The 23,305-nt window shown below is 70.6% G+C and carries 20 protein-coding genes and 1 pseudogene; 14 read left to right on the top strand and 7 right to left on the bottom strand.

Annotation, left to right across the window (positions count from 1 at the left end):
• Positions 1-20: 20 nt before the first annotated feature.
• From F6B43_RS14655 to allB, 5 genes are all read right to left on the bottom strand, one after another.
• Positions 21-1,295, bottom strand: a complete 1,275-nt coding sequence (locus tag F6B43_RS14655) for an allantoate amidohydrolase (protein ID WP_150449734.1) — start codon at positions 1,293-1,295, stop codon at positions 21-23.
• Positions 1,296-1,413: 118 nt separating this feature from the next.
• Positions 1,414-2,661: a pyridoxal-phosphate-dependent aminotransferase family protein gene (locus tag F6B43_RS14650; RefSeq protein WP_150449733.1), complete on the bottom strand. Its 1,248-nt coding sequence runs from the start codon at positions 2,659-2,661 to the stop codon at positions 1,414-1,416.
• Positions 2,658-4,274 carry an AtzH-like domain-containing protein gene (locus tag F6B43_RS14645; protein ID WP_150449732.1) on the bottom strand — a complete coding sequence of 539 codons (1,617 nt, stop codon included), beginning with the start codon at positions 4,272-4,274 and terminating at the stop codon, positions 2,658-2,660. Before F6B43_RS14645 ends, F6B43_RS14650 begins: the two co-directional genes overlap by 4 nt.
• Before the next feature lie 140 nt (positions 4,275-4,414).
• On the bottom strand, positions 4,415-5,524 hold the full coding sequence (locus tag F6B43_RS14640; RefSeq protein WP_211368153.1) for an acetamidase/formamidase family protein: 1,110 nt from the start codon (positions 5,522-5,524) through the stop codon (positions 4,415-4,417).
• Between the two features lie 56 nt (positions 5,525-5,580).
• On the bottom strand, positions 5,581-6,969 hold the full coding sequence (gene allB / locus F6B43_RS14635) for an allantoinase AllB (RefSeq protein WP_246159979.1): 1,389 nt from the start codon (positions 6,967-6,969) through the stop codon (positions 5,581-5,583).
• Between the two features lie 246 nt (positions 6,970-7,215).
• Between allB and uraD the strand changes: the two genes are divergently transcribed.
• The 4 genes from uraD to F6B43_RS14615 are packed head-to-tail and all read left to right on the top strand — an operon-like array spanning position 7,216 to position 10,433.
• Positions 7,216-7,749 (top strand): 2-oxo-4-hydroxy-4-carboxy-5-ureidoimidazoline decarboxylase, encoded by a 534-nt coding sequence (gene uraD / locus F6B43_RS14630; protein ID WP_150449730.1) that lies wholly within the window; start codon positions 7,216-7,218, stop codon positions 7,747-7,749.
• The gene (gene uraH / locus F6B43_RS14625; RefSeq protein WP_150449728.1) at positions 7,746-8,093 is read left to right on the top strand and encodes a hydroxyisourate hydrolase; all 348 of its coding nucleotides are present in this window, start codon (positions 7,746-7,748) and stop codon (positions 8,091-8,093) included. The genes uraD and uraH overlap by 4 nt, the downstream gene beginning before the upstream one ends.
• A gap of 2 nt (positions 8,094-8,095) precedes the next feature.
• The gene (gene pucL / locus F6B43_RS14620; protein WP_150449727.1) at positions 8,096-9,007 is read left to right on the top strand and encodes a factor-independent urate hydroxylase; all 912 of its coding nucleotides are present in this window, start codon (positions 8,096-8,098) and stop codon (positions 9,005-9,007) included.
• Positions 9,008-9,035: 28 nt separating this feature from the next.
• Positions 9,036-10,433 (top strand): amidohydrolase family protein, encoded by a 1,398-nt coding sequence (locus F6B43_RS14615; RefSeq protein ID WP_246159978.1) that lies wholly within the window; start codon positions 9,036-9,038, stop codon positions 10,431-10,433.
• 9 nt (positions 10,434-10,442) lie between these two features.
• Here the strand turns inward: F6B43_RS14615 and F6B43_RS14610 are convergent, their stop codons facing one another.
• Positions 10,443-10,979 (bottom strand): adenine phosphoribosyltransferase, encoded by a 537-nt coding sequence (locus F6B43_RS14610; RefSeq protein ID WP_150449725.1) that lies wholly within the window; start codon positions 10,977-10,979, stop codon positions 10,443-10,445.
• Between the two features lie 178 nt (positions 10,980-11,157).
• On the opposite strand from F6B43_RS14610, the gene F6B43_RS14605 reads away from it, so the two are divergent.
• The 3 genes from F6B43_RS14605 (at position 11,158) to F6B43_RS14595 (ending at position 14,013) form a co-directional block, all read left to right on the top strand.
• Positions 11,158-12,843, top strand: a complete 1,686-nt coding sequence (locus tag F6B43_RS14605; RefSeq protein WP_150449724.1) for a glycoside hydrolase family 13 protein — start codon at positions 11,158-11,160, stop codon at positions 12,841-12,843.
• A gap of 105 nt (positions 12,844-12,948) precedes the next feature.
• A complete protein-coding gene (locus F6B43_RS14600; RefSeq protein ID WP_150449723.1) occupies positions 12,949-13,176 on the top strand; it encodes a hypothetical protein in 228 nt (75 codons plus the stop codon).
• A gap of 285 nt (positions 13,177-13,461) precedes the next feature.
• The gene (locus F6B43_RS14595; RefSeq protein ID WP_150449722.1) at positions 13,462-14,013 is read left to right on the top strand and encodes a hypothetical protein; all 552 of its coding nucleotides are present in this window, start codon (positions 13,462-13,464) and stop codon (positions 14,011-14,013) included.
• 43 nt (positions 14,014-14,056) lie between these two features.
• Here F6B43_RS14595 and F6B43_RS14590 read toward each other — a convergent pair whose 3' ends face one another.
• Positions 14,057-14,509, bottom strand: a complete 453-nt coding sequence (locus F6B43_RS14590) for a DUF2975 domain-containing protein (protein WP_211368152.1) — start codon at positions 14,507-14,509, stop codon at positions 14,057-14,059.
• 132 nt (positions 14,510-14,641) lie between these two features.
• On the opposite strand from F6B43_RS14590, the gene F6B43_RS14585 reads away from it, so the two are divergent.
• From F6B43_RS14585 to F6B43_RS20075, 7 genes and pseudogenes are all read left to right on the top strand, one after another.
• Positions 14,642-15,856 (top strand): amidohydrolase, encoded by a 1,215-nt coding sequence (locus F6B43_RS14585; protein WP_150449720.1) that lies wholly within the window; start codon positions 14,642-14,644, stop codon positions 15,854-15,856.
• Positions 15,857-16,059: 203 nt separating this feature from the next.
• Positions 16,060-17,229 carry an LLM class flavin-dependent oxidoreductase gene (locus tag F6B43_RS14580; RefSeq protein WP_150449719.1) on the top strand — a complete coding sequence of 390 codons (1,170 nt, stop codon included), beginning with the start codon at positions 16,060-16,062 and terminating at the stop codon, positions 17,227-17,229.
• Positions 17,230-17,269: 40 nt separating this feature from the next.
• Entirely contained in the window at positions 17,270-18,931 is a 1,662-nt protein-coding gene (locus tag F6B43_RS14575; RefSeq protein ID WP_150449718.1) for an ABC transporter substrate-binding protein, read from the top strand.
• Positions 18,928-19,935: an ABC transporter permease gene (locus tag F6B43_RS14570; protein WP_246159977.1), complete on the top strand. Its 1,008-nt coding sequence runs from the start codon at positions 18,928-18,930 to the stop codon at positions 19,933-19,935. The genes F6B43_RS14575 and F6B43_RS14570 overlap by 4 nt, the downstream gene beginning before the upstream one ends.
• Complete coding sequence (locus F6B43_RS14565) at positions 19,932-20,843, top strand: ABC transporter permease (protein ID WP_150449717.1); 912 nt, start codon at positions 19,932-19,934, stop codon at positions 20,841-20,843. The genes F6B43_RS14570 and F6B43_RS14565 overlap by 4 nt, the downstream gene beginning before the upstream one ends.
• Positions 20,840-22,507: a dipeptide ABC transporter ATP-binding protein gene (locus F6B43_RS14560; protein WP_150449716.1), complete on the top strand. Its 1,668-nt coding sequence runs from the start codon at positions 20,840-20,842 to the stop codon at positions 22,505-22,507. Before F6B43_RS14565 ends, F6B43_RS14560 begins: the two co-directional genes overlap by 4 nt.
• A pseudogene (locus tag F6B43_RS20075) lies at positions 22,504-23,232 on the top strand (alpha-hydroxy acid oxidase); the annotation flags it as partial. The gene F6B43_RS14560 and the pseudogene F6B43_RS20075, both read left to right, overlap by 4 nt.
• Positions 23,233-23,305 lie beyond the last annotated feature (73 nt).

Here is a 23,305-nt window from a genome sequence, read left to right as displayed (position 1 = left end):
GGGACGTGCGGCGGCAAACCTCAGGCGGGCTCGGCGGCCAGGTGCAGCACCGACTCGGTGAGGGCGCGGATGCCGAGCGCGACGTCGCCCGCACTCACCGACTCGTCGGGGTGATGGCTGATGCCGTCGGGGTTGCGGAGGAACAGCATCCCGACATCGGTGATCGCCCCGATCGCCATGCCGTCGTGCCCGGCGCGGCTGAAGATCGAGGCGGGGGCGTCGGCTCCGCGCGGTAGCGTGGAGACGATGCCCTGCCGCACGACGTCCTGGAGCAGGGGCGCGCACAGCACCGCGGGGGCGTTGTGGATCTCGTGCGCGCGCCAGCGCAGCCCCCGGCGGCCCATGATCGCGTAGAGCTCGCGCTCGATCTCGTCCCACACGCGGTCGCGCGCGCCGTCGAACTCCCCGCGGAGGTCGACGCTCATGCGGGCCTCGCCCGGGATGATGTTGACCGCCCCGGGAAACGCCTCGAGCTGGCCGACCGTGCCGATGATGTGGTGCTCGGCGCGGCAGATGCGCTCGACCGCGAGAGCGGCCTCGCTCGCGCCGAGCAGCGCGTCGTGGCGCACGTCGTACGGTGTGCCGCCGGCGTGCCGGGCCTCGCCCTCGATCGAAAGCTGGAATCGCCGGGCGCTCGCGATCGACGAGACCACGGCGAGCGACTCGCCCCGCCGGTCGAGCTCGGGCCCCTGCTCGATGTGCGCCTCGAGGTAGCCCACCAGCTCGTCGGGCCGCCGCGCGGCCTCGCCGATCCGCCCCGGATCGAGCCCGAACTCGAGGAACGCCTGACGCAGGGTGGTGCCGTCGGCGTCTTCCAGGGTCCACCATTCGTCGTTCCATGAGCCGGCGACCGCCGACGAGCCGAGCAGTGCCTTGCCGAACCGCGTGCCCTCCTCGTCCGAGAACGCGACGACCTCGATCGCGAACGGGAACGCGTCGATCCGGGGTCGCAGGATGCGCACCACCTCGAGCGCCATGAGCACCCCGACGATGCCGTCGAACCGGCCCGCGTCGGGCACGGTGTCGAGGTGCGAGCCGATCATGAGGGCGGGGAGGTCCGCCCCGCCGAGCCTTCCGACCTGGTTGCCCGCGGCGTCCTGTCTCGTCGTCATCCCGACTTCGCGCATCCACTCGGCGGCAAGGCGGTTGACGCGCGCATGCTCGGGCGAGAGGTACACGCGCTCGATCTCGCCCGGCGTGGCGGTGACCCGGGCGAGCTCTTCGCACCGCGCCATCACCCGCCGCGACGCGACCTCGAAGTGATCGGGCGCGAGGTCGTGCAGCCGCGTCGGCATCAGGCTCCGCCTCCGTCTGCCCGGACATCTGGGAGGACGGCGGGGGCGGCAGTGGACGGGGGGAGCCCCGAGTCGCTACTTCGGCCCCATCGGTCCTTCGGGATGCTCGCCACTGGCCCTACACCTCCGTGCCGCCGAAGACGTCCATCGCGGCGTCGACTCCCCCGCCGGCGGGGACGGATGCTCCGCCACGGCGCAGCGCCGCCTCCAGCGCCGCGAGGGTCTGCAGCACCGCATCCTTGCGCGCATTGACCCCCATGGTGCCCAGGCGCCACACCTTGCCGTGGAGCGGCCCGAACGACGTGCCGATCTCGATGCCGAAGTCGGAGAGCATCGAGGCCCGCACGGCGTCTCCGACGACGGTCGAGGGGATCTCGACGGCCACGACGTTGTTCATCTTGTGCGCGACGTCACCGAAGACCGACAGCCCGAGCCCCTGCACACCGGCCAGCATCGCGGCGCCGGCGACGCGGTGCCGCTCGATGACGGCATCCCGCCCTTCTTCCAGGATGATGCGCGCGCACTCGCGCGCCCCGTACAGCATCGTCGTCGCCTCGGTGTGGTGGTTGAGGCGGCGCGGTCCCCAGTAGTCGAGGATCATGCCGAGGTCGAAGTAGTTCGAGCGCACGAAGTCGGGCGCGTCCACGTCGCCGGCCTCGCGGATGCCGGCCTCGACCTTCTTGCGCGACGAGATGACCGCGACCGCGCGCTCCGACAGGGTGATCGGCGCCGACCCGGACGGCCCGCCGAGGCATTTCTGCAGGCCGGCGGTCGCTGCATCCACTCCCCACGCGTCGGCCTCGAACGCATTGCCGCCGAGCGACGCCGTCGTGTCGGTGTAGAAGAGCACGCCGTGGCGCGCGCAGATCTCGCCGATCTCGTCCAGGGGCTGGTTCATCGTCGTCGACGTGTCACCCTGCACGAGCGCGAGCAGGGTGGGCTTCACCCGCTCGATCGCCTCTTCGACGACGGACACCGGGAAGACCTGCCCCCACGGAACCTCGATCGTGTGCACCTCGGCCATCGCCCGCTCGGCGATCTCAGCCAAGAGGTGCCCGAACCGGCCGAACACGGGCACGAGAACGCGGTCGCCCGGGCGCACGAGCGACACGATCGCCGCCTCGATGCCCGCGCGGCTGGTGCCGTCGACGAGCACCGTCGCGTCGTTCCGCGTCGCGAAGATCGCGCGGTACAGCTCCTGCGTCTCCGCCATGTAGCCGGTCATCGCCGGGTCGTACTGGCCGACGAGCTGGGCCGACATCGCGCGCAGCACGCGCGGGTCCGCGTTGATCGGGCCCGGGCCCATCAGGAGCCGCGCGGGCGGGTCGATCGGGCCGGGCAGGGCGGGCGGAACCGGGACGGTCATGAGGACTCCTGAAGAAGATCGTGGATGCGGCGTGCCAGACGTACGAGGGCGATGTCGGTGCCGGCGCGGGATACGAGGCAGATGCCGACGGGTGCGTGGCCTACCGGCGACGCGACGGTCATCAGGGGGACCGAGATCGCGGGCAGTCCGCCGACCGCGGCCGGGGTGGTCATGCGGAGCGTGGCCTGGCGGACAGCATCCACTGCTTCACCCGCGGCGGTGCGCAGCGGTGCGGTGCCGGGCACGGTGGGCATGATCAGCACCGCGTCGGCCACGATCGCCTGCATCCGTTCCCGGAGCGCCGCGAGCGCGTCGCGTGCGTCGGCCTCCTGCTCAGGGGTGATCGCGGCGGCGATGCGGAACCGCTCGGCCACCGCCGGGCCGACCGCGCCGGGGTGCTCGCGGATCCAGTCGCCGTTGTTCCGCCACGCCTCGGCACCCTGCACCGTTCGGAAGGGCGCGTAGTACTCGTCGAGATCGCCGATCGAGACGGATGCCGTCGCCCCGCCCGCACCGGCGGCGTCGAGGGCGCCGAGCACGGCGTCGAAGGCCGCACGCGTCTCGGGCTCGACCGCGTCGCGCACCTCCGCCGGCACGAGGATGCGCCACGGGAGGTCGACGTCCGACTCGCCGAGCACGCTCTCGGTCGAGTCCGACCCGTCGTAGCTCAGGCACCAGTCGACGACGCGCTGCATCGTCGCACCGTCACGGGTGAGCCACCCGACCGTGTCGAACGACTGCGCCAACGGCAGGAGCCCCTGACGGGGCACGAGGCCGTGCGTCGTCCGCAGACCCCACAGGCCCTGGTACGACGCGGGCACCCGCACCGACCCCGCGGTGTCGGTGGCCAGGCCGATCTCGGCCTGGCCAGTCGCCACCGCCGTCGCGGGGCCGCTGGACGATCCGCCGGGAAGTGCCCCCGGCACCGCACCGTTCGGAGGCGTGCCGTAGTGCACGTTGTCGCCGGCGATCGAGTAGGCGAATTCGTCGGTACGCGCGATGCCGCGCAGCGACGCGCCGCCGGTCATGAGGTCGGCCACGGCCGGGGCGGTCGTCTTCTCCGCCCGCGCGCCGTCGAGGAACGTCGGATTACCCGCGCCGATGCGGTAGCCGCGGATCGCGAAGAGGTCTTTGACCGCGACCGTGAGCCCGGCAAGCGGCCCCTCCCACGCCCCCTGCCACAGCGGATCGCCGACGGTACGCCACACCGATCGGTCCAACGCCTGCCCGCGGGGGGTGACGTGGGCCGCGGTGATCAGCCACGTGCCGTCGACGCGCTGCCAGAGCTGGGTCTGAAGACCCGTTCCGCCGCCCGTGAACCACGACACCGAGACGAGCAGCGCCGCATCGTCGCCGATCGGGCGGTACTCGATCCGCGAGATGACCCGCGCCGCGACTCCCCCACGGCCGCCGCGGAACGCGCTGATGCGGTCGTGGCCGACGAGCAGCCCCGCCGCGTCGCCCCGGAGGGTGGCCTCACCCGGCGCGAACGCCGCGTCGAGAGCATCCAGATCATTCGAGACGATCGCCCGCTCGTACGCGTCGAACGCGGCGAGCAGGTCGGCGGGGATGCTCTCCGAACCGGGGATCCCGTGCTCGTCGGAGTCAGGCATGCGCCTTGCGCCCCCTCGGAGCCCGCACGGCGACAGGAGAAATCACCGGCGCAGGACGATGCGGCGCCGCGGGGCCTGTTCCGGCGCGTTGTCCTGTGCTCGTGTGCGCGGCCCTTGAGCGCGACGAGCGGATGTTCCGCTCAGCCATGCCGGGCACTCCGGTCGATCGCGGCGAAATCGGACTCGCGGATGCGGGCATGCACCCCGCACACGATGTCGACGACCTGCGAGATGTCGAAGTCGGTGGCCGCGCTGAGGTAGGCGTAGGCGAGGTGCTCCGACAGGCCCCACCGCGCCTCGATGAGCGACAGTGCCGCGCGCACGCAGTTGCGCATCGCTTCGTCGAGGTCTTCGTGGAGGCCCGTGGGCACAAGGTACTCGGGGGTGCGCACGAGCGGCCCGAGCACCACTCCGAATTCGGCGATCGCCTCATCGTGCGGCACGACGTCGAAGCGCAGCGTCGCGCGCAGGGATGCCTCGAGCGCCGTGAGCGCGACCTCGCCGTCGCCCTGCGCGAAGTGCGGATCGCCGACGTAGGCCAAAGCCCCGGCCACCTGCACGGGCAGGTAGAGCACCGAGCCTTCGACGAGCAGATTGATGTCGATGTTGCCGCCGTGCGAGCCGGGCGGCACCGAGTGCGGGCGCACATCGCCCGCCACGGCGACGCCCATCGTGCCGAGGAACGGCGCGAGCGGGAAGGCTACGACCCGTTCGCCGTCATCGACGATCGGCAGCAGGCCGAACAGCGCCCCGTCACGCTCCTCGACGGGCGTGAAGACGCTCACGTGGTAGTCGCCGCGCGGCAGTTCGCCCTTGAGGGCGCCCCGGCCATGCCGGTTCGAGATCACGCCGTACGGCACGCGCGGCACGAGGCTCTCGACCGTGATCTTCAGCAGATCGCCCGGCTGCGCACCCTCGACGAAGATCGGTCCGGTCACGATGTGCGGCCCGTCCGTCGCCGGGTCGCGCGAGAGACCGGCGGCGATCGCGATCGCGTCCTCGAGGACGGATGCGGCAGCCACACCCTGCGACGTGAAGTAGCCGAGCGGATCCTTGCCGTGGTCTTCGAGGATGCCCTCGTGGCTCACCGTATCGATCGTGACGGTCTGGCCCGACGAGATCGTGAGAGCGGGAGCATCCGTCCCGCACGGCAGACGCCCCCACAGAACCGTCTCGACGCTCGAGGCGAGGTAGTGGTCGCCGGGAAGAGCGCCCGTGCCGGGCTGCAGGATCGCGAAGTCGGTCGGCATGGTCCCATCCAAGTCCATCCGGGCCGAGTGCATCGGGGTCTGCGGCGCACGGGTCGTCATGCGGGTGCCTGCACCGGCGCCGACAGCAGGCGCCCCCGGGGCTCGGCCCGGAACTGCGGAGCCGTGTCGGCGTCGTAGACCGACCGACCGTGCAACCACGTGCGGCGCACCCGTCCGGTGAGATGGCGGTGGTCGTACGCGGTGATGGGGTTCTTGTGCTGGAGCCTCACGGCCTCGACCAGAAGTGGGTCGTCGACGCCGAACGCCGTGAGGTGGGCGGGCGCGCCGATCTCGATGATCCCCGCACCTGTCAGGCCCGCGACCGCGGCAGGTCCGGTGGTGAAGAGGGGAAGGATGCGTTCGAGGGGGATGCCGCGGCCCCGCGCCTCGGTCCACACGGCCGAGAGCCCCACCTGGAGCCCTGCGATCCCGCCCCACGCCAGGCCGAAGTCACCGCCGCCGGAGCGCTTGAGGTCGACGGTGCTGGGCGAGTGGTCGCTGACGATCGCGTCGATCGTGCCGTCGACGACGCCCTCCCACAGCAGGTCGCGGTTGGCGGAGCCGCGGATCGGCGGGCAGCACTTGAACTCGCTCGCCCCGTCGGGGATCTCCTCGGCGATGATCGTCAGGTAGTGCGGGCACGTCTCCACCGTGAGCGCGATGCCTTCGGACTTGGCGGCGCGGATGGCCGGAAGCGAGTGCGCATCGCTCAGGTGGAGGATGTGCGCGCGAGCGCCGCTGCGGCGCGCGCCGTCGATGACGGTGTGGATGGCGGATGCCTCGCTCTCGGCCGGTCGGGACTGCAGGAACGCGTCGTAGCCGGGGCCGAGGGCACCGCCGGTCGCGAGAGGGCTGTCGTGGAGGAGGGCCGGGTCTTCGGCGTGCACGATGATGCGGGATCCGAGTGCGGCGATCTCCTCCATCGCCGCGTTGAGCTGGGCGGTGTCGAGGTGCCCGAACTCGTCGACGCCGGACGGCGACAGGAAGCATTTGAAGCCGAAGACGCCCGCCTCGTGGAGGGGAGCGAGACGACCGAGGTTCTCGGGCACGGCGCCGCCCCAGAATCCCACGTCGATGAAAGCCGAGGGCGCGGCGGCCGCCTTCTTGATCGCGAGCGCCTCCGCCGTCGTGGTGGGCGGGAGCGAGTTCAGCGGCATGTCGACGATCGTCGTGACGCCCCCCGCTGCGGCGGCGCGGGTGGCCGAGGCGAACCCCTCCCACTCGGTACGCCCGGGTTCGTTCACGTGGACGTGCGAGTCGACGAGGCCGGGGAGCACCACCGCGTGGTCCGGCACCTCGACCACCTCGGCCCCGGCGACCGCCGCGCGCAGGTCGAGCACATCGGCGATCCGGCCGTCCTGGATGAGGACGGCGGCGGGGCGGAACGCGCCGTCGAGCCACGTCCGTGCAGCGCGGATGACCGTCGATGCTTCGCTGGATGCCACGGCAGCCCCCTTCGCTGAGCTGACTCTAGGTTCGCCTATCCCGGTTTCGGCCGGGTTACGGCCGCGAGCCGCCGCGCTCCGCGCTCCAGCGGATTCTTCGCGCGGCTCACCGTGCATTTCGGAGGATGGACGGCTCGCGTGAGCGCCGATGTGGCCCCGTGAGCACACACGTGCCCCATTCGTCCTTCGAGATGTCCGCGGGACGCCCGTAACCGACGGGAAACGCGCGGACGGTACCGTGTGCCGATGGAGCTCGACGACTTCAACGCCGCGGATGCCGCGACCGCCGCCGCGCTCGTGGGCGTCTGGGCGGCGATCCCGGCGTGGGTCGACGCCGTCGTCGGGGGGCGACCCTACGCATCGATCGACGCCCTCGCCGACCGTGCCGCCGAGCTCGCCGCGACGTGGACGCGCGCCGATCTCGACGCCGCGCTCGCGCACCACCCGCGGATCGGCGAGAAGCCCGGAGGGTCGGGCGCGGCGGCGGAAGCATCCCGATCCGAGCAGTCGTCCATGGCGCACGCGACCGACGATGTCGCCGCGCGCCTCGCCGCCGGCAACCGGGGCTACGAAGCGCGATTCGGGCGCGTCTTCCTGATCCGCGCCGCCGGGCGTTCGCCCGAAGAGATGCTCGGCGAGCTCGAACGGCGTCTCGACAACACCGACGAAGCCGAGGCGACGGAGGCGACCCGGCAGCTTGCAGAAATAGCCCTCCTGCGGCTGCGATCCGCGATCACGCCGAGCGCGGCATCCGATCCGCACGCGAGAATGCCGTCATGACAGCCTCGACGCACCTGACCACCCACGTGCTGGACGCGACGACCGGCGGCCCCGCCGTGAATGTGGTCGTCTCGCTCGCCCGCCACCTTCCGGGAGGCGGCACCGAGGGCATCGCGCAGGGGTTCACCGACGGCGACGGCCGGCTCGGGCTGGGTCCTGAGACTCTGGATGCCGGGATGTACGCGCTCACGTTCGGCACCGGCGCCTATTTCGCCGACCGCGGCACACCGACGTTCTATCCCCTGGTCACCGTCACCTTCACCGTCGAAGAGACCGGCAGGCCGCACTACCACGTGCCGCTCCTGCTCAGCCCGTTCGCCTATTCGACCTATCGAGGGAGTTAGACATGGTCTCCGTCAGCCTGGGCGCCCACAAGTACGGCAAGGCCGAGAACCGCGTCGTGCGGATCTACCGCGACACTCCGCGGCACGAGATCGTCGACCTGAACGTGACCTCGCAGCTCACCGGAGCCGCCCTGGCGCCCTCGTACTTCGAGGGCGACAACGGCCCGGTCGTCGCGACCGACACCCAGAAGAACACGATCTTCGCATTCGCGAAGAAGCACGGCATCCGCTCGCCGGAAGAGTTCCTGCTCACGCTCGCCGACCACTTCGTGTCGGGGTTCGAGTGGATCGAGGGCGGCCTCTGGCAGGCCGAGCAGTACGAATGGGAGCGCATCCTGGTCGACGGTCAGCCGCACGACCACTCGTTCGTGCGGTCGGGCCGGGGCACGCGCCTGGCGGCCGTCCGCGCCGTGGACGGTGAGACGCACGTCACCGGCGGGGTGAAGGACCTCGTCGTCCTCAAGTCGACCGGCAGCGAGTTCGCCGGCTTCCCCCGCGATACGTATACGACGCTCGTCGAGACGGACGACCGGGTGATGGCGACGTCGGTCACGGGTCGCTGGCGCTTCATCCCCGAGGCGGTCGCCGCCGGCATCGACTACAACGGCCTCTACGCCGAGGTGAGCGCGGTCCTGCTGTCGACGTTCGCGACCGTGCACTCGCTCGCCCTGCAGCAGACCCTGTGGGAGATGGGCAGGGCCGCGATCGAGGCCCGCCCCGAGATCGCCGAAGTGCGCTTCGCGATGCCGAACAAGCACCACTTCGTGTACGACCTGTCGCCGTTCGGGCTCGAGAACCCGAACGAGGTGTTCTACGCGGCCGACCGCCCCTACGGCCTGATCGAGGGCACGATCACACGCGATGGCGTGGCGCCGGCCCCCGCAGCGTGGGCCGATCTGCCGACGTTCGTCTGAGCCGATCCTGAAGCCGACACCTGAGGAGGTGCGCTTGATCTACCGCGGGCATCTCATCCACATCGCCGGCACTCCGACGCTCCACGAGGCGGCCGGTGCGCTCGTGTCGGAGCCCGACGGCGCCCTGGCCGTCGACCCCGAGGGCCGGGTCTCGTACGCCGGACCCTGGCGCGACCTTCCTCCCAACATGGCGCACGACGAGGTCGTGGAGACGGCCGGATGCCTCCTCCCCGGGTTCGTCGACACCCACCTGCACTACCCCCAGACCTTCACGACGGATGCATTCGGGGGCGGCGAGCTGCTCGAGTGGCTCGAGCGCTGCGTCTTCCCCGCCGAGGCGCGGCTGGCCGACACCGACTACGCCGATGCGATCGCGGCCCAGTTCGTGCGGCGTCGCATCGCGGCCGGCACGACGGCGGCGATGGTGTTCGGCTCGGCGTTCCCGGCCGCGCAGGACGCCCTCTTCGGCAAGACGCTCGACGCGGGCCTGAGGATCATCAGCGGCCGCGGCATCCAGACGGTCGGCCCCGCCTCCGCCGCTCCTCTCCTCACCGATGACGACACCGCGATCGGCCTGACCCGCGATGAGATCGCCCGCTGGCACGGCCGCGAGGCGGACGGCTTCGCCCGCGACGCCCGCGATGCACTCGCGCAGGTCGCGGTGGTGCCACGATTCAGCCTGTCGGTCACGACCGACACGCTCGGCCGGCTCGGCGATCTCTACGCCGAGGTGCGCGAGGCCGGGGTCTACTTCCACTCGCACCTCAACGAGAATGATCGCCCCGGCGACGGCGAGATCGCCGCGGTGCGCGACGTATACGGCGTCGAGGCCTACCTCGACACGTACGACGGGCTCTTCCTCCCCGGCTCGCGGCGCGGTGGTGAATCTCTGCTGGGGCGGCGGAGCGTCCTGGCCCATTCCGTGCACTCGCGCGAGCGCGAGCTGCACCGCCTGGCCGAGACGAAGTCGTCTATCGCGCACTGCCCGACTTCGCAGCTCTTCCTCGGGAGCGGCACGATGCCGTGGCGGCGCACGGTGGCGTCCGGCGTGAACATCGCGATCGGAACCGACGTCGGCGCGGGCGACGAGTGGCTCATTCCGCGTGTGCTCAACGACGCCTTCAAGGTGCACATGAGCGAAGAGGGGCTCCTGGCGCAGGCGATCCACCCGGCTCAGCTGCTGTTCCTCGGCACACTCGCGGGCGCTCGCGCCCTCGATCAGGAGCGCTTGTTCGGCAACTTCGACGTCGGCAAGGACGCGGACTTCGTCATCGTGGATGCTGCTGCCCAGCCCGGCTTCGACACCGCCCTGGCCTTCGCGGCCGAGCAGAGTCCGGAAGCGCACCTCTTCACGCTGCTCATGGGGATGCGGGAGGCGGCCGTCGCCGCTGTGCACGTGCGCGGCAGACGCGTGGTCGCCGACTGACGTTCGCGCTCAGGCGTGGAAGAGCGCGGTGACCGGCATCCCGCCGAGCACCGCGCGGCCGCCGAGGGCGTCGAGCTCCATGAGCACGGCCGTACCGACGACCACGCCGCCGAGGGCGTCGACGAGTTCGTGCGCGGCCGCGATGGTGCCGCCGGTCGCGAGCACGTCGTCCACGAGCAGCACGCGCGTGCCGTCGACGATGTCGTGCGCCTCGATCGTCGCGGTGGCGTACTCGAGCGTGTACGAGACGGCCGCCGCGGGCCGCGGCAGCTTGCCCGCCTTACGGATCGGCACGAGCCCGACGTCCGCCGCGACGGCGATCGCCCCGGCCAGCAGGAATCCGCGCGCTTCGACGCCGGCGACGACGTCGAACGTGCCGGCGAAGGGCTCGATGAGGGCGTCGATGCACGCGCGCAGGCCCGCAGCATCCGCCAGCAGCGGGGTGATGTCGCGGAACAGGATGCCCGGCTCGGGATAGTCGGGGATGCTGAGGATCAGCGACTCGGCGCGATCGAGCGCGGCAGCGGTCGGGTCGGTGGTCGGCACGCGCCCACCCTACCCGGCCCGGCGCCGGGTCCCCGCCGGCTGCCGCCGCACCGAGGCAGGAGAACGCACCAGAACAGGAGGATGTGGCCCCACAGCATCCTGTCCCGACGATCTCTCCTGTACCGGTGCGGGCGCCCCGCGGCCGGGACGACATCAGGGCTCCCGTACGCTGGAACGCATGACCTCGCCCGACGCTGCCCTGCTCGTAGACGGGCTCGCCTCCCGCCCCGGCCACGAGTGGTGGCGCTCCGCCGTCATCTACCAGATCTACCCCCGCTCGTTCGCCGACGCCGACGGCGACGGCGTCGGTGACCTCCGCGGGGTCGAGACACACCTCGACGACCTGCTCGAACTCGGCGTCGACGCGATCTGGCTGTCGCCGTTCATGACCTCCCCGCAGAAGGATGCCGGCTACGACGTCGCCGACTACTGCGACGTCGATCCGCTCTTCGGCACGCTGGCCGACTTCGACGAGCTGCTCGCGCAGGCGCATGCCCGCGGCATCCGGGTGATCGTCGATCTCGTCCCGAACCATTCGTCCGACCAGCACGCCTGGTTCCAGGCCGCCCTGGCCGCCGGCCCCGGCAGCGCCGAGCGTGCTCGCTACATGTTCCGCGACGGCAAGGGCGAGCACGGCGAGATCGCGCCCAACAACTGGGAGTCGGTCTTCGGCGGCCCGGCATGGACGCGCGTCGTCGAGGCCGACGGCACACCCGGCCAGTGGTACCTGCACCTGTTCGACGCGTCGCAGCCCGACTTCGACTGGTCGAACCCCGAGGTGTGGGCCGAGTTCCGGCGCGTCCTGCGCTTCTGGCTCGACCGGGGCGTCGACGGGTTCCGCGTCGACGTCGCGCACGGGCTCGTGAAGGCCGACGGCCTGCCCGACCACCTCCCCGACCCGGAGGGCGGATCGATGGGCGGCGACGACGTCGACGTGCCGTACTGGGGCCAGGCCGGCGTGCACGACGTGTACCGCGACTGGCACAAGGTGCTCGCCGAGTACGACGGCGATCGCGCGCTGTGCGCCGAGGCGTGGCTGCCGACGGTGAAGGAGACCGCCCAGTGGGTGCGTCCCGATGAGATGCATCAGGCGTTCAACTTCGCGTATCTCGAGACGCCGTGGGACGAGGCGGCCCTGCAGTCGGTCATCGACGAGTCGCTGCGCGAGTACGCGGCCGTCGACGCGCCGAGCACGTGGGTGCTGTCGAACCACGACGTCGTGCGACACGCGAGCCGTCTCGCTCTGACCGCCGAGAACCCGCAAGGATACGGCGTGGGTCCGCGGTCGGAAGGGCAGCCGGTCCCCGAGCTGGGCTTGCGCCGGGCGCGCGCTGCGACGGCGCTCATGCTCGCCCTTCCCGGCTCGAGCTACCTGTACCAGGGCGAGGAGCTCGGGCTTCCCGAGGTCATCGACCTTCCCGACGACGCCAGGCAAGACCCGACGTGGTTCCGCACGCACGGCGAGAAGTACGGGAGGGATGGATGCCGCGTCCCCCTCCCCTGGGCAGCATCGGCCCCCGCCTACGGCTTCAACGACACCGGCGCCGCATGGCTCCCGCAGCCGGCGGAGTGGGCGCGCTTCGCCCGCGACGTCGAGCGCGACGACCCGGCGTCCACGCTCTCGATGTACCGCGACGCGCTGCGCGCCCGCCGCGCGCACCGCCTCGGGCTCGGTGCGCTCGAGTGGCTGCCCGCCCAGGCCGAGGTGCTGGCCTTCCGCAATGGGGATGTCACGGTGCTGACGAACTTCGGGGCAGAGCCGGTCGCGATCCCGGCCGGGTCGGATGTGCTGCTCAGCAGCGAGCCCCTCGCCGGCTCCGCCGTCCCGCAGGACGTCACGGTCTGGCTCATCGCGCGCGCCTGACCGGCCGCGCGCCGCACTTCGGAGAGTAGTCACCAAGAACAGAGCATCGATTATGGTCGTCAAAAGGCCCAGAACCCTGGATCACGTATCGATGCGGATGACCACATGACAACCTCCGACGACGCGGCGAGAGTCGCCCGCCGAACACGACAACTGCTGGTTTCCCTTGCCACCGTCGCCCTCGCATGCGCGGCCGTGATCGCCGTCTCCGCGGTTCTCGCTCCCAGACCCGTCGAGGAGCTGATCTGGGGGACAGTCGCTCCGGTGCTCACTGTGCTGCTGATCGCCGCGATCGGGATCGGCGTATGGCGGTTCGGGCAGAACGAGTCATAACCCACGCTGCGGTCGATACACCGACGCGTAGCGATCCGCCCCTAAGCCACCCACCCTGTGGCGGTCCATCCGCGCCACGCCTTCAGAAGTCACTCACACTGATCGCGTTCGGGGTGTTTGGCTGTCGAGCGCTGCTCCGGACGCTCATTTCACAATACTTGCTATGTATTTGGAAATATCGGATTCTAGAACAGTGGCAGTAAGGGTTATGAGGGTCAATCGAAAAGCGGGACGCGCCCGACGTCAGCTGCAACTGGCACACACATTGGACTGGATGGAGCAAAAATGGCAGATCCACTGCGGACCCTCACGGCTATCGCGATCGGTGCCACTCTGGTGTGCGGTGTCGGTTTGAGTGGCGGCGGCGCCGATGCTGCCGACAACGGGCCGATCCCGGACGCGCTGATGGTCGATGGCCAGCGACTCGACGCTGACGACGGTCTCACCATCACCACGGAGTCGTTCGAGATGGCGTCAGGCGGCGGGCGCGTTGGCACGACGTACTACACGGATCCGCCGACGGACGGAGTCATTTCACCTCAATGGGTGGAGGGCAGCAGCTTCGCGTACGCCGAGGAGGTCGTCCAGTTGGGATATGTCGGGCACGGCAAGGCCGGTGCCAACGTTTCCGGAGGTCAACGGATCGTGCAAGTTTGCTTCTGGTGGAGTCGGGGAGGGGTCCGTCTCACCTCGAATTTCTGCTCCGATGCGTCTTTTGCGAACGGAAGCTGGGTGGCTGGCCGAGAGGTTACTGGATCGATGAACGACACACTCGATCCCGTCGCTCCGCCGACAATCTTCAACATCTCGACGGCTCGCGTCGACCCGAACTTGTGATCGCCTCCGTCCGCTGCAATGAACTCTCTTCCGCTGCGCCGCGCTAGATCTTCCGCACTTGTGATCTCGCCGCGAGGCTGAGCAGGAGGCATACCGTGGTGACCACCGCGGCAAGCCCCAACACGAGAAGGGCGATCATCACGCCCGGCGAGGCGAATCCGAGCGCCACAAGCGCGACGAGCGCGACCGCGGTAAGAACAGCGAAGGCGCATAGGAAGCCTGCGATGACCTTCAATCCGGTGCGACCGCCCCTCGATCGCGCCGACCCTCCGCGCGTTTCGTAAAGGAGGGTGAGCCATGTGACCGCGGCGCCCTGGAGACACGTGATCGCCGCGATTCCCCATACCGCAGCTGGCAGGGAAAGGCGACTCACCTCGGGAAAGGCCTCCACCACGCGGCTGATCGTCGTCGGAAGAACCCACACCTCCACGAATGCGGAAACGACCAGAGCTACGACGACGAGGAAGAAGAGGAAGGTCGATCCACCGCGGTTCATAGTATCCATTATTCCTCGACCATTCAGTCAGCGTGCACTGCTTCTCCGACATGCACGGCACTTCTTCGGCCGGGCATACGCCTGAGGTCAGATGACCCCCGACCCGAGACGGAGCGCAAGTAGGCTCGGGGCATGACGATCGACCTCGAAGCGCTCTACATCGACCTGCATCGGCATCCCGAGCTTTCGTTCCAGGAGACGCGCACCGCGGGCGTCATCGCCGCGACCCTGGCGGAACTCGGCATCGAGTTCGAAGAGGGCATCGGCAAGACGGGCATCGCCGCGGTGATCCGCAACGGTGACGGACCGACGGTGTGGCTGCGCGCCGACATGGATGCGCTCCCCGTCCACGAGCAGACGGGCCTCGAGTACGCGAGCACGGCGCGCGGCACCGACCCCGCAGGCAACGACGTGCCGGTGATGCACGCGTGCGGGCACGACATGCACGTGACCGCGATGCTCGGAGCCCTCGAGAAGCTCGTGCACACGAAGGACGAATGGTCGGGCACGATCGTCGTCGTCTTCCAGCCCGCCGAGGAGTACGGCGCCGGAGCCCAGGCCATGATCGCCGACGGCGTGCTCGACCGCTTCTCCCGCCCCGACATCGTGCTCGGCCAGCACGTCACTCCACTCCCCGCCGGCGTGATCGGGGTGCGCCCCGGCACGCAGATGGCCGCATCCGACGGCCTCACGGTGACGCTCTTCGGCCGCGGCGGGCACGGCTCGCGCCCGCATTCGACGATCGATCCGGTTGTGATGGCCGCCGCGACCGTGATGCGGCTGCAGACCATCGTCTCGCGCGAGGTCGACCCCCGCGATGTGGCGGTCGTCACCGTCGGTTCGATCCACGCCGGGCTCAAGAACAACATCATCCCCGCCGAGGCGAAGCTCGAACTGAGCCTCCGCTATCCCGACGACGCGGCCCGCGCACGCGTGCTCGAGAAGGTGGAGCGCGTCGTGCGGGCGGAGGCCGCGGCATCCGGGGCCGAACGCCAGCCCGAGATCGTCACCGACCACACCCTGCCGCCCACGATCAACGATGCGGCCGCGACGGCCCGCCTGACTGCGGCTTTCGAGAGCGCGTTCGGCGACGGCTCCGTGGTCGACCCCGGCATGTTCACCGGCAGTGAAGACGTGTCGTGGTTCGCGCGCGAAGCCGGAGTGCCGCTCGTGTACTGGTTCTGGGGTGGGGTGGATCCGCAGAGATTCGCGGATGCTGCGGCCGCCGGCACCCTCGACCGCGACGTGCCGACCAACCACTCCCCGTTCTTCGCCCCGGTGCTGCAGCCGACGCTCAGCCGCGGCATCGATGCACTCGTCGTGGCCGCGAAGGAATTCCTGGGCTGACCCGGAGTATCCCGGTGCCTTGACGGGCGGCCCGGGGGTCGTGCAATCCGGCCCGGCGCACGGGCGTGTGACGAATTGTGTTGCCGCGTGAACCCGCGTGACGGTCCATGACCGGCGGTGACGTGCCGGCCGCCGCGCGCTCGGCGAAGCGGCGAGCCTGGATCTCGTCCTGATCCATCACCCGGCGCGGAAGACCCCTAGCGATGAGCACGAGCAGCCTCGGACTGCACTGGTACCTGCCGACCGCCGGAGAGTCGCGTGACACGCTGCGCGGGGGCACCAACGTGTACCCGGTCGACGGCGAGCCGGCCGGTGCGCCGTTCCGCCGCCCCTCGCTCTCGTATCTGACGCAGGTCGCCCTCGCCGTCGAGGAGGCGGGCTTCGACTCGGTGCTCATTCCGACCGGGTCGTACTGCGAGGATCCCTGGATCGTGGCTGCAGCGCTGGCCGGGGTGACCCGCGACCTCCGCTTCCTGGTCGCGCAGCACCCGCGCACCACGACCCCGGCGTACGCGGCGCACCGCGCGGCGACCCTGCAGCGACTCTCCGGCGACCGGCTCGCCCTGAACGTCGTCACCGGAGAACCGGGCGCCGAGGCGTGGCTGCACGGAGACTTCGGCGACAAGGAAGACCAGTACGCCCGCACGGGCGAGTTCCTCGACATCTACGGCGCGCTCTTCCGGGGCGAGACGGTGAACCGCGACGGTCGCCACTACAGGGTCCGCGACGGAAAGCTCGCGCGTCCTCGCAGCGGCGACGGCCTCCCGCCTGCACCCGAAGTGTGGTTCGGCGGCTCGTCGGAGTACGCCGGGACCGTGGCTGCGGCGCATGCCGACGTGTACCTGTCGTGGCTCGAGCCGCTCGACCAGCTCGCTGAGAAGGTGGAGTGGATCCGCTCCCTCGCCGCCGCCCAGGGCCGCACCGTGCGGTTCGGCGTACGCTCATGGATCCTCGTACGCGACACCGACGCCGAGGCCGAGCGCGCGGCCCTCGCCCTCCTGGACGGCGCGACCCCTGAGCAGCTCGCGCAGTCGCGCACTCAGCTCCTCTCGCGTCAGTCGGTGGGTCAGCAGCGCGGCCAGGCCCATCTGAACGATGCCGACCTGCGGCGCCCCGACTCGCTCTGGATCGCGCCGAACGTCTGGGGCGGCTTCGGGCTCGTCGCCGGCGGTCCCGCGCTCGGATTCGTGGGCGGTTTCGACCACGTCGCCGACCGGTTCGCCGAATACGCGCGGGTCGGGATCTCGGAGTTCATCGTCTCCGGCTTCCCCAACCTCGAAGAGACCCGGTGGGTCGCCGATGGACTCGTCGGCGCCCTGTCCCGCACTGCCCTTTCCCGCCGCACAGAATCGCGCGTCCCCGTGGACGCGTGAGGCACCCCCTCCACCAACCGAACGACAAGAGAGAACTGCAATGACCTTCCAGACCCCGTCGCGGCGCCGCCGCCACCTCAGCGCTGCGGCACTCGCCGTGGCCGCCGCGCTCGCCCTCGCCGGTTGCGCGACCGGCGGCTCCGCCGACCCGGGCGCGTCGTCCGCCGCCACTCCCGTGGCGGGCGGAACCGTCACGTGGGGCGTGAGCGTCGAGCCCGTCTGCTACAACCCGCAGCGCTCGGGCCAGCAGAACTCGTACCCGATCATCCGCAACTTCGCCGAATCCCTCGTCGGGAAAGACACGTCCGGCGAGTACACGCCCTGGCTCGCGAAGTCGTGGACGATCTCGGACGACGAGACGGTCTACACCTTCACACTGCGCGACGACGTGACCTTCTCGGACGGCACGCCCCTGACGGCATCCATCGTCAAAGAGAACTACGACCGATTCGTGGCCGCCGATTCGACGCTCAATGCGCGCACCGGCTTCGTCGCGTACGCCTCGTCCGAAGCGACCGACGACACGACACTCGTCGTCACCCTCAAGCAGCCCGACGCGGCGTTCCTCGACTCCGTCGCCTCGATCGGCGCCGCGATCCTCGCCCCCGCCTCACTCGCGGCCTCCGGCGACCTGTGCCAGCCCACCGCCGACCTCGTCGGCACCGGTCCGTTCACCGTCGCCGACTGGAAGGCCGGCCAGGAGATCTCGTTCGCCAAGCGCGCCGACTACGACTGGGCGCCCGGTTACGCACAGCACCAGGGGCCCGCGTATCTCGACACCGTGACGTACCGCTACCTGCCGGAGGCGACCGTCCGCTCGGGCGCGCTGTCGGCCGGCCAGGTCGACATCATCGAGAACGTCCAGGTCACCGACACGTCGCTGTTCAAGGACGTCGACGGCTTCCAGTACCTCACCGGCCCGACGACCGGCACGGCGTTCAGCCTCAACATCAACACGAGGATCGCGCCCGCGAACGACGTACGCGTACGCCAGGCGCTGCGTGACGGCTTCGACCTCGACGCGCTCATCCAGGGCCAGTACCAGGGCACCGTCCAGCGCGCCTACTCGAGCGTCGGGCCCGACAGCCCGTACTTCGACAAGGACCTCGTCGGCACGTGGGGCAATGACGTCGACGGCGCGAACAAACTGCTGGACGAGGCCGGCTGGACCGGCCGCGACAGCGACGGCTACCGCACGAAGGACGGCGAGCGCCTCACGATCGTCGTCGGCTACCCCGAGCCGTACGTCCGCGACGAGCGCGACGTGCTGCTGCAGGGCATCAAGGCCAAGCTCAAGGAGAACATCGGCCTGAACCTCGACGTGCAGATCATCACCGGCGCGGCCTTCTCGGACGCACTCGCGAGCCAGACGTGGACGGTATACCCGAACACGCTCCCGACCGCCGACCCGTCGAACCTGTTCCGCAGCATCTTCACCAGCAGCGGGTTCCTCTACGCCAAGGCCACGGACGTCACCGCCGACCTCGACGCGCTCGTCGCGGAGAGCCGGGCGACGATCGACCCCGTCGCCCGCAAGAAGGCATTGGATGCTGTTCAGGCATCCGTCGTCGGGGACGCCCGCTACATCCCGCTCTACCACCCGGTGTACACCGTGGCGGCCAAGAGCACCGTCGGCGGCATCTCGTTCGAGCCGCAGCTGGACTCGCCGGCGAGCTCGTACGACATCTGGATCCAGCCGTGACATCAGCCGCCATCCAGGCGAACGACGTCCTTCCCTCCCCCGCATCGGGGGAGGGAAGGACGGCCGTGCGTGGCCGCCACCCGTTCGTGCGACGCCTCGTCACACGGATCGCGTCGGGCATCGTCGTTCTCTGGGCGGCGGCGACGCTCGCTTTCTGGACTCTCCAGCTCGTCCCCGGCTCGGTCGTCGACATCCTCGCCGGAGACCTCAACGATCCCGCACTGCGCGAGGCGCTCATCGCGGAGTGGCACCTGAACCTCTCGGCGTGGGATCAGTACCTCGCCTTCCTCGGGCGCCTCGCGGTCGGCGACCTCGGCACGTCCTACGTGCAGCGCCAGCCCGTGCTCGGCGTGATCGGCGATCAGATCCTCCCGACGATCACGCTGGCGGTGGCTGCCGGAGTGCTCGCCGTGATCCTCGCGATCGTCCTGTCGACGCTCACGGTCGGTCGTCGCCCGCGGCTCCGGGCGTCGCTGTCGACGGTCGAGCTCATCTTCGTGTCGATCCCGGTCTTCTGGTCGGGTCTGCTCCTGCTGATGGTGTTCTCGTTCGCACTCAAGCTCTTCCCCGTCGCGGGCGGCAACGGCATCCAATCGCTCGTCCTGCCCACGATCGCCCTCGCCCTTCCCGCCGCCGGCCTTTTGAGCCAGGTGCTGCGCGAAGCCATGCAGCGCACGATGGACGAGCCGTTCATCGTCTCGGTGCGCGCACGCGGTGTACGCGAGACGCTCGTGATCTGGCGCCACGCTCTGCGTCACGCGATGCTGCCCGGAATGACGATCGCGGGCGCCCTCGTGGGCGGGCTCCTCGGCGGCGCCGTCATCACCGAGCAGGTCTTCGGGCGCCCCGGCCTCGGATCCGTCACCCTTTCGGCCGTCACGAACAAGGACGTCCCGGTCGTGCTGGGGGTCGTGCTCCTGGCCGCCCTGGTCTATGTCGTCGTCTCGACGCTGCTCGACATCCTCTACACCGCCGTCGATCCCCGCCTGCGAGGTGCGCGATGACCACGACCCTCGAGCCCTCCGTCCAGGCGGTTTCCGCTCTGCCCGCACCGACCGTCGTCCGCACCGCGCGACGCCGCCCTCGGCCGCCGGTACGCGTGGTCGTGGCGACGTCGTTCATCACGCTCCTGGTGCTCCTGGTCCTGGTGCCGGGGTTCTTCGCGACGAGCGACCCGTACGCCACGAATATCGCGGCATCGCTCAAGCCGCCGTCACCCGAGCACTGGTTCGGCACCGACCGGCTGGGGCGCGACATCTGGTCGCGCATCGCCTACGGAGCGCGCTACTCGGTGCTGATCGGGCTGGCCGCGACTTCCCTCTCGGTCGTCCTGGGCACCCTCATCGGCATGGCGGCCGGTCTCTCGGGCGCCTTCATCACCGGCCGCACGGGGCGCACGATGGACGAGGGGCTCACGCGCTCACTCGATGTCATCTCGGCCTTTCCCGCGATCCTGCTCGCGATGCTGGTCGTGACCTTCACCGGCCCGGGCGTCTGGAACATCGCGGTGGCGATCGGGATCGCCGGCATCCCGCTGTACGCACGCATCGTCCGTGCCCAGACGTTCGTCGTCACCAGGGCCGACTATGTCGCCCACGCGGCCGTCTACGGGCGCTCACGCTGGGCCGTGCTGCGCGAGCACGTCCTCCCCAACGCCCTCACCGCCGTCCCCGTGCTGGCCGCGATCGATATCGGCACGTCGATCCTCGCCGTGTCGGGCCTGAGCTTCCTCGGCCTCGGCCCGCAGCCGCCGATCCCGGAATGGGGGGTCATGCTGGCCGAGGCCCGCGATGTGCTGAGGGTCGCCTGGTGGGCCGGGCTCTTCCCCGGGATCTTCATCACCGGTTCGGTGATCGCCTTCACCGTCCTGGGCCGCTGGCTGCAGGTGCGCCTGGATGGGAGAAACGCATGACCGCCGAATCCGTCGCACCCCTCGTCGAGGTCCGCGACCTCACGGTCGAGTTCTCGTCCGGTCGCGGACGCCGTGCGACCTGGACTCCCGCGGTGCGCGGCGTATCGTTCACCGTCCACGCCGGCGAGTGCGTCGCGATCGTCGGCGAGTCGGGTTCGGGCAAGTCGGTGACGGCGCGCGCGCTGCTCGGGCTCGCCGGCCCCGCCTCGCGCGTCACGGCGGCACAGCTCGAGATCACGGGCGACGATGCCACGGCCTTCACCGAGAACGCGTGGCGCGAGGTCCGAGGCGGCCGGATCGGGATGGTGCTGCAGGATGCTCTCGTGTCTCTCGATCCGCTCCGCACCGTCGGGGCCGAGATCGGCGAGGCGATCGACACGCATCGCGTCGTCCCGCGGACCCGAACGCACGAGCGCACGATCGAGCTGCTCGGCGACGTCGGGGTGCCGCGCCCCGAGGTGCGGGCCCGCCAGTACCCGCATCAGCTATCCGGGGGCCTGCGGCAGCGGGCGCTCATCGCCTCGGCGATCGCGGCGGAGCCGCAGCTGATCATCGCCGACGAGCCGACGACGGCGCTCGACGTCACGGTGCAGGCCCAGGTGCTCGACACCCTCGCTGCCCGGGTCGCCGCGGGGTCGGGGCTGCTCCTGATCTCGCACGACCTCGCGGTCGTCGCGGGCATAGCCGATCAGGTCATCGTGATGCGCGACGGCGTCGTCGTCGAATCCGGTCCCACGCGTGACGTGCTCGAATCGCCTCGCGAGGCGTATACGCGCGCGTTGCTGGATGCTGTGCCCTCGGCCGATTCCCGCGGGCTGCGCCTGACCCGCACCGCCGAAGCGGCCCGCGTCGGCGAGCGCGCGCCGCTCCCGTCGCGCCGTGTCGACGGGGAGCGCATCGTGCTCGAGGCCCGTGGCCTGACGAAGTCGTTCGGCGACGGGCGCCACGAGCGTCACGTCGCGGTCGACGACGTCTCGTTCACGGTCGCCGGAGGCGAGACGCTGGGGATCGTCGGCGAATCCGGTTCGGGCAAGAGCACGGTCGTGAACCTGCTCCTGGGCTTCCTCACCCCGGACTCCGGCGAGGTCGACATCCTCGGGCGGCCGTGGACGGCGCTCTCCGAGCGCGAGCGCCGTCCGCGCCGCCGTCACGTCCAGCTCATCTCGCAGGATCCGCTGTCGTCGTTCGACCCGCGCTGGACCGTCGGCCGGATCATCGCAGAGTCGACGCTGCACCTGCGTCTTCCCGCCGCCGAGGTGCGTGGCCGCGCCGTCCGACTGCTCGATCGCGTGCGACTCGACGAATCGGTGCTGTCGCGGCATCCCCGCTCGCTGTCCGGCGGGCAGCGCCAGCGTGTCGCGATCGCCCGCGCGCTGGCGCCCGAGCCCGAGATCCTGGTGTGCGACGAGCCCACGAGCGCGCTCGACGTCTCGGTGCAGGCCGAAGTGCTCGACCTGCTCGCCGAGATCCAGGCCGAGCGCGGCACGTCGCTCGTCTTCGTCTCGCACGACCTCGGCGTCATCCACCACATCGCCGATCGGGTCATCGTCCTGAAGGACGCCCAGGTCGTTGAGAGCGGCCCTGTCGACGATGTCTTCCTGCGCCCGCAGCACGCCTACACGCGCGAGCTGGTCGCGGCCCTTCCCGAGGGGGCGGCAGTATGAGCGTCACCGCGACAGCCGACGACGTGCGAGAAGTCATCGAGGCCTACATCCACGGCGGCCCCGCCGACGGAGCGACCGTGCGGGCCAACGTCGAGGCGTGGGAGGGCATCGCGCTGCGTCCACGCGTACTGCGCGATGTCACCACGGTCGACCTCGGCATCGACCTATTCGGCCTGCGCTCGCCGGTGCCCGTCATCGCGGCGCCCTGGGCCGGTCACGGCCTGCTCTACCCGGACGGCGAGATCGCGACCGCCCGCGGGCTCCGCGCCGCCGGGATCCCCCTCGTCCAGTCGGCGGGCTCGTCCGTCGCCCTCGACGATGTCGCCGTGCACAGCGGGCCGTTCTGGCAGCAGGTCTACGTGCCCGACGACCGGACCCTGATCGACGGCTTCCTCGCACGGGCGGTCACGGCCGGCGCGACCGCCCTCGTGCTCACGGTCGATCATCCCGCGGTGGGCAACACGCTCCCGTTCCGCGCAGGCCTCGGGCGGATCCTCAGCGGTGACGCACCGCCTCCGAACTTCGCCGATCTGCCATCGGGTTCAGCCCTCGGAACCGCGACCGACCTCGGGCCCACCGACATCGGCGTGCTCGCGGCGAAGACCGGGCTCCCTGTCATCGTGAAGGGCGTCGTCCGCGCGGACGACGCCCAGAGAGCCGTGGATGCCGGAGCCGCCGCCATCGTCGTGTCGAACCACGGCGGGCGCCAGCTCGCGGGCTCGATCACCACGGCGGGCGCCAGCTCGCGGGCTCGATCACCACGGCCGCCGCGCTCCCCGAGGTCGTCGCCGCGGTCGG

The sequence above is a fragment of the Microbacterium rhizomatis genome (assembly GCF_008710745.1).
GTDB lineage: Bacteria > Actinomycetota > Actinomycetes > Actinomycetales > Microbacteriaceae > Microbacterium > Microbacterium rhizomatis.
This window is presented reverse-complemented; position numbering and strand designations above follow the sequence as displayed.

Coding starts and splice junctions, on each gene's coding strand:
- F6B43_RS14580 (WP_150449719.1), top strand. CDS start 16,060: ATGAGCACGAGCAGCCTCGGACTGCACTGGTACCTGCCGACCGCCGGA.
- uraH (WP_150449728.1), top strand. CDS start 7,746: ATGACAGCCTCGACGCACCTGACCACCCACGTGCTGGACGCGACGACC.
- F6B43_RS14560 (WP_150449716.1), top strand. CDS start 20,840: ATGACCGCCGAATCCGTCGCACCCCTCGTCGAGGTCCGCGACCTCACG.
- F6B43_RS14645 (WP_150449732.1), bottom strand. CDS start 4,274: ATGCCTGACTCCGACGAGCACGGGATCCCCGGTTCGGAGAGCATCCCC.
- uraD (WP_150449730.1), top strand. CDS start 7,216: ATGGAGCTCGACGACTTCAACGCCGCGGATGCCGCGACCGCCGCCGCG.
- F6B43_RS14585 (WP_150449720.1), top strand. CDS start 14,642: ATGACGATCGACCTCGAAGCGCTCTACATCGACCTGCATCGGCATCCC.
- F6B43_RS14595 (WP_150449722.1), top strand. CDS start 13,462: ATGGCAGATCCACTGCGGACCCTCACGGCTATCGCGATCGGTGCCACT.
- pucL (WP_150449727.1), top strand. CDS start 8,096: ATGGTCTCCGTCAGCCTGGGCGCCCACAAGTACGGCAAGGCCGAGAAC.
- F6B43_RS14590 (WP_211368152.1), bottom strand. CDS start 14,509: ATGAACCGCGGTGGATCGACCTTCCTCTTCTTCCTCGTCGTCGTAGCT.
- F6B43_RS14650 (WP_150449733.1), bottom strand. CDS start 2,661: ATGACCGTCCCGGTTCCGCCCGCCCTGCCCGGCCCGATCGACCCGCCC.
- F6B43_RS14640 (WP_211368153.1), bottom strand. CDS start 5,524: ATGCCGACCGACTTCGCGATCCTGCAGCCCGGCACGGGCGCTCTTCCC.
- F6B43_RS14600 (WP_150449723.1), top strand. CDS start 12,949: ATGACAACCTCCGACGACGCGGCGAGAGTCGCCCGCCGAACACGACAA.
- F6B43_RS14605 (WP_150449724.1), top strand. CDS start 11,158: ATGACCTCGCCCGACGCTGCCCTGCTCGTAGACGGGCTCGCCTCCCGC.
- F6B43_RS14575 (WP_150449718.1), top strand. CDS start 17,270: ATGACCTTCCAGACCCCGTCGCGGCGCCGCCGCCACCTCAGCGCTGCG.
- F6B43_RS14655 (WP_150449734.1), bottom strand. CDS start 1,295: ATGCCGACGCGGCTGCACGACCTCGCGCCCGATCACTTCGAGGTCGCG.
- F6B43_RS14565 (WP_150449717.1), top strand. CDS start 19,932: ATGACCACGACCCTCGAGCCCTCCGTCCAGGCGGTTTCCGCTCTGCCC.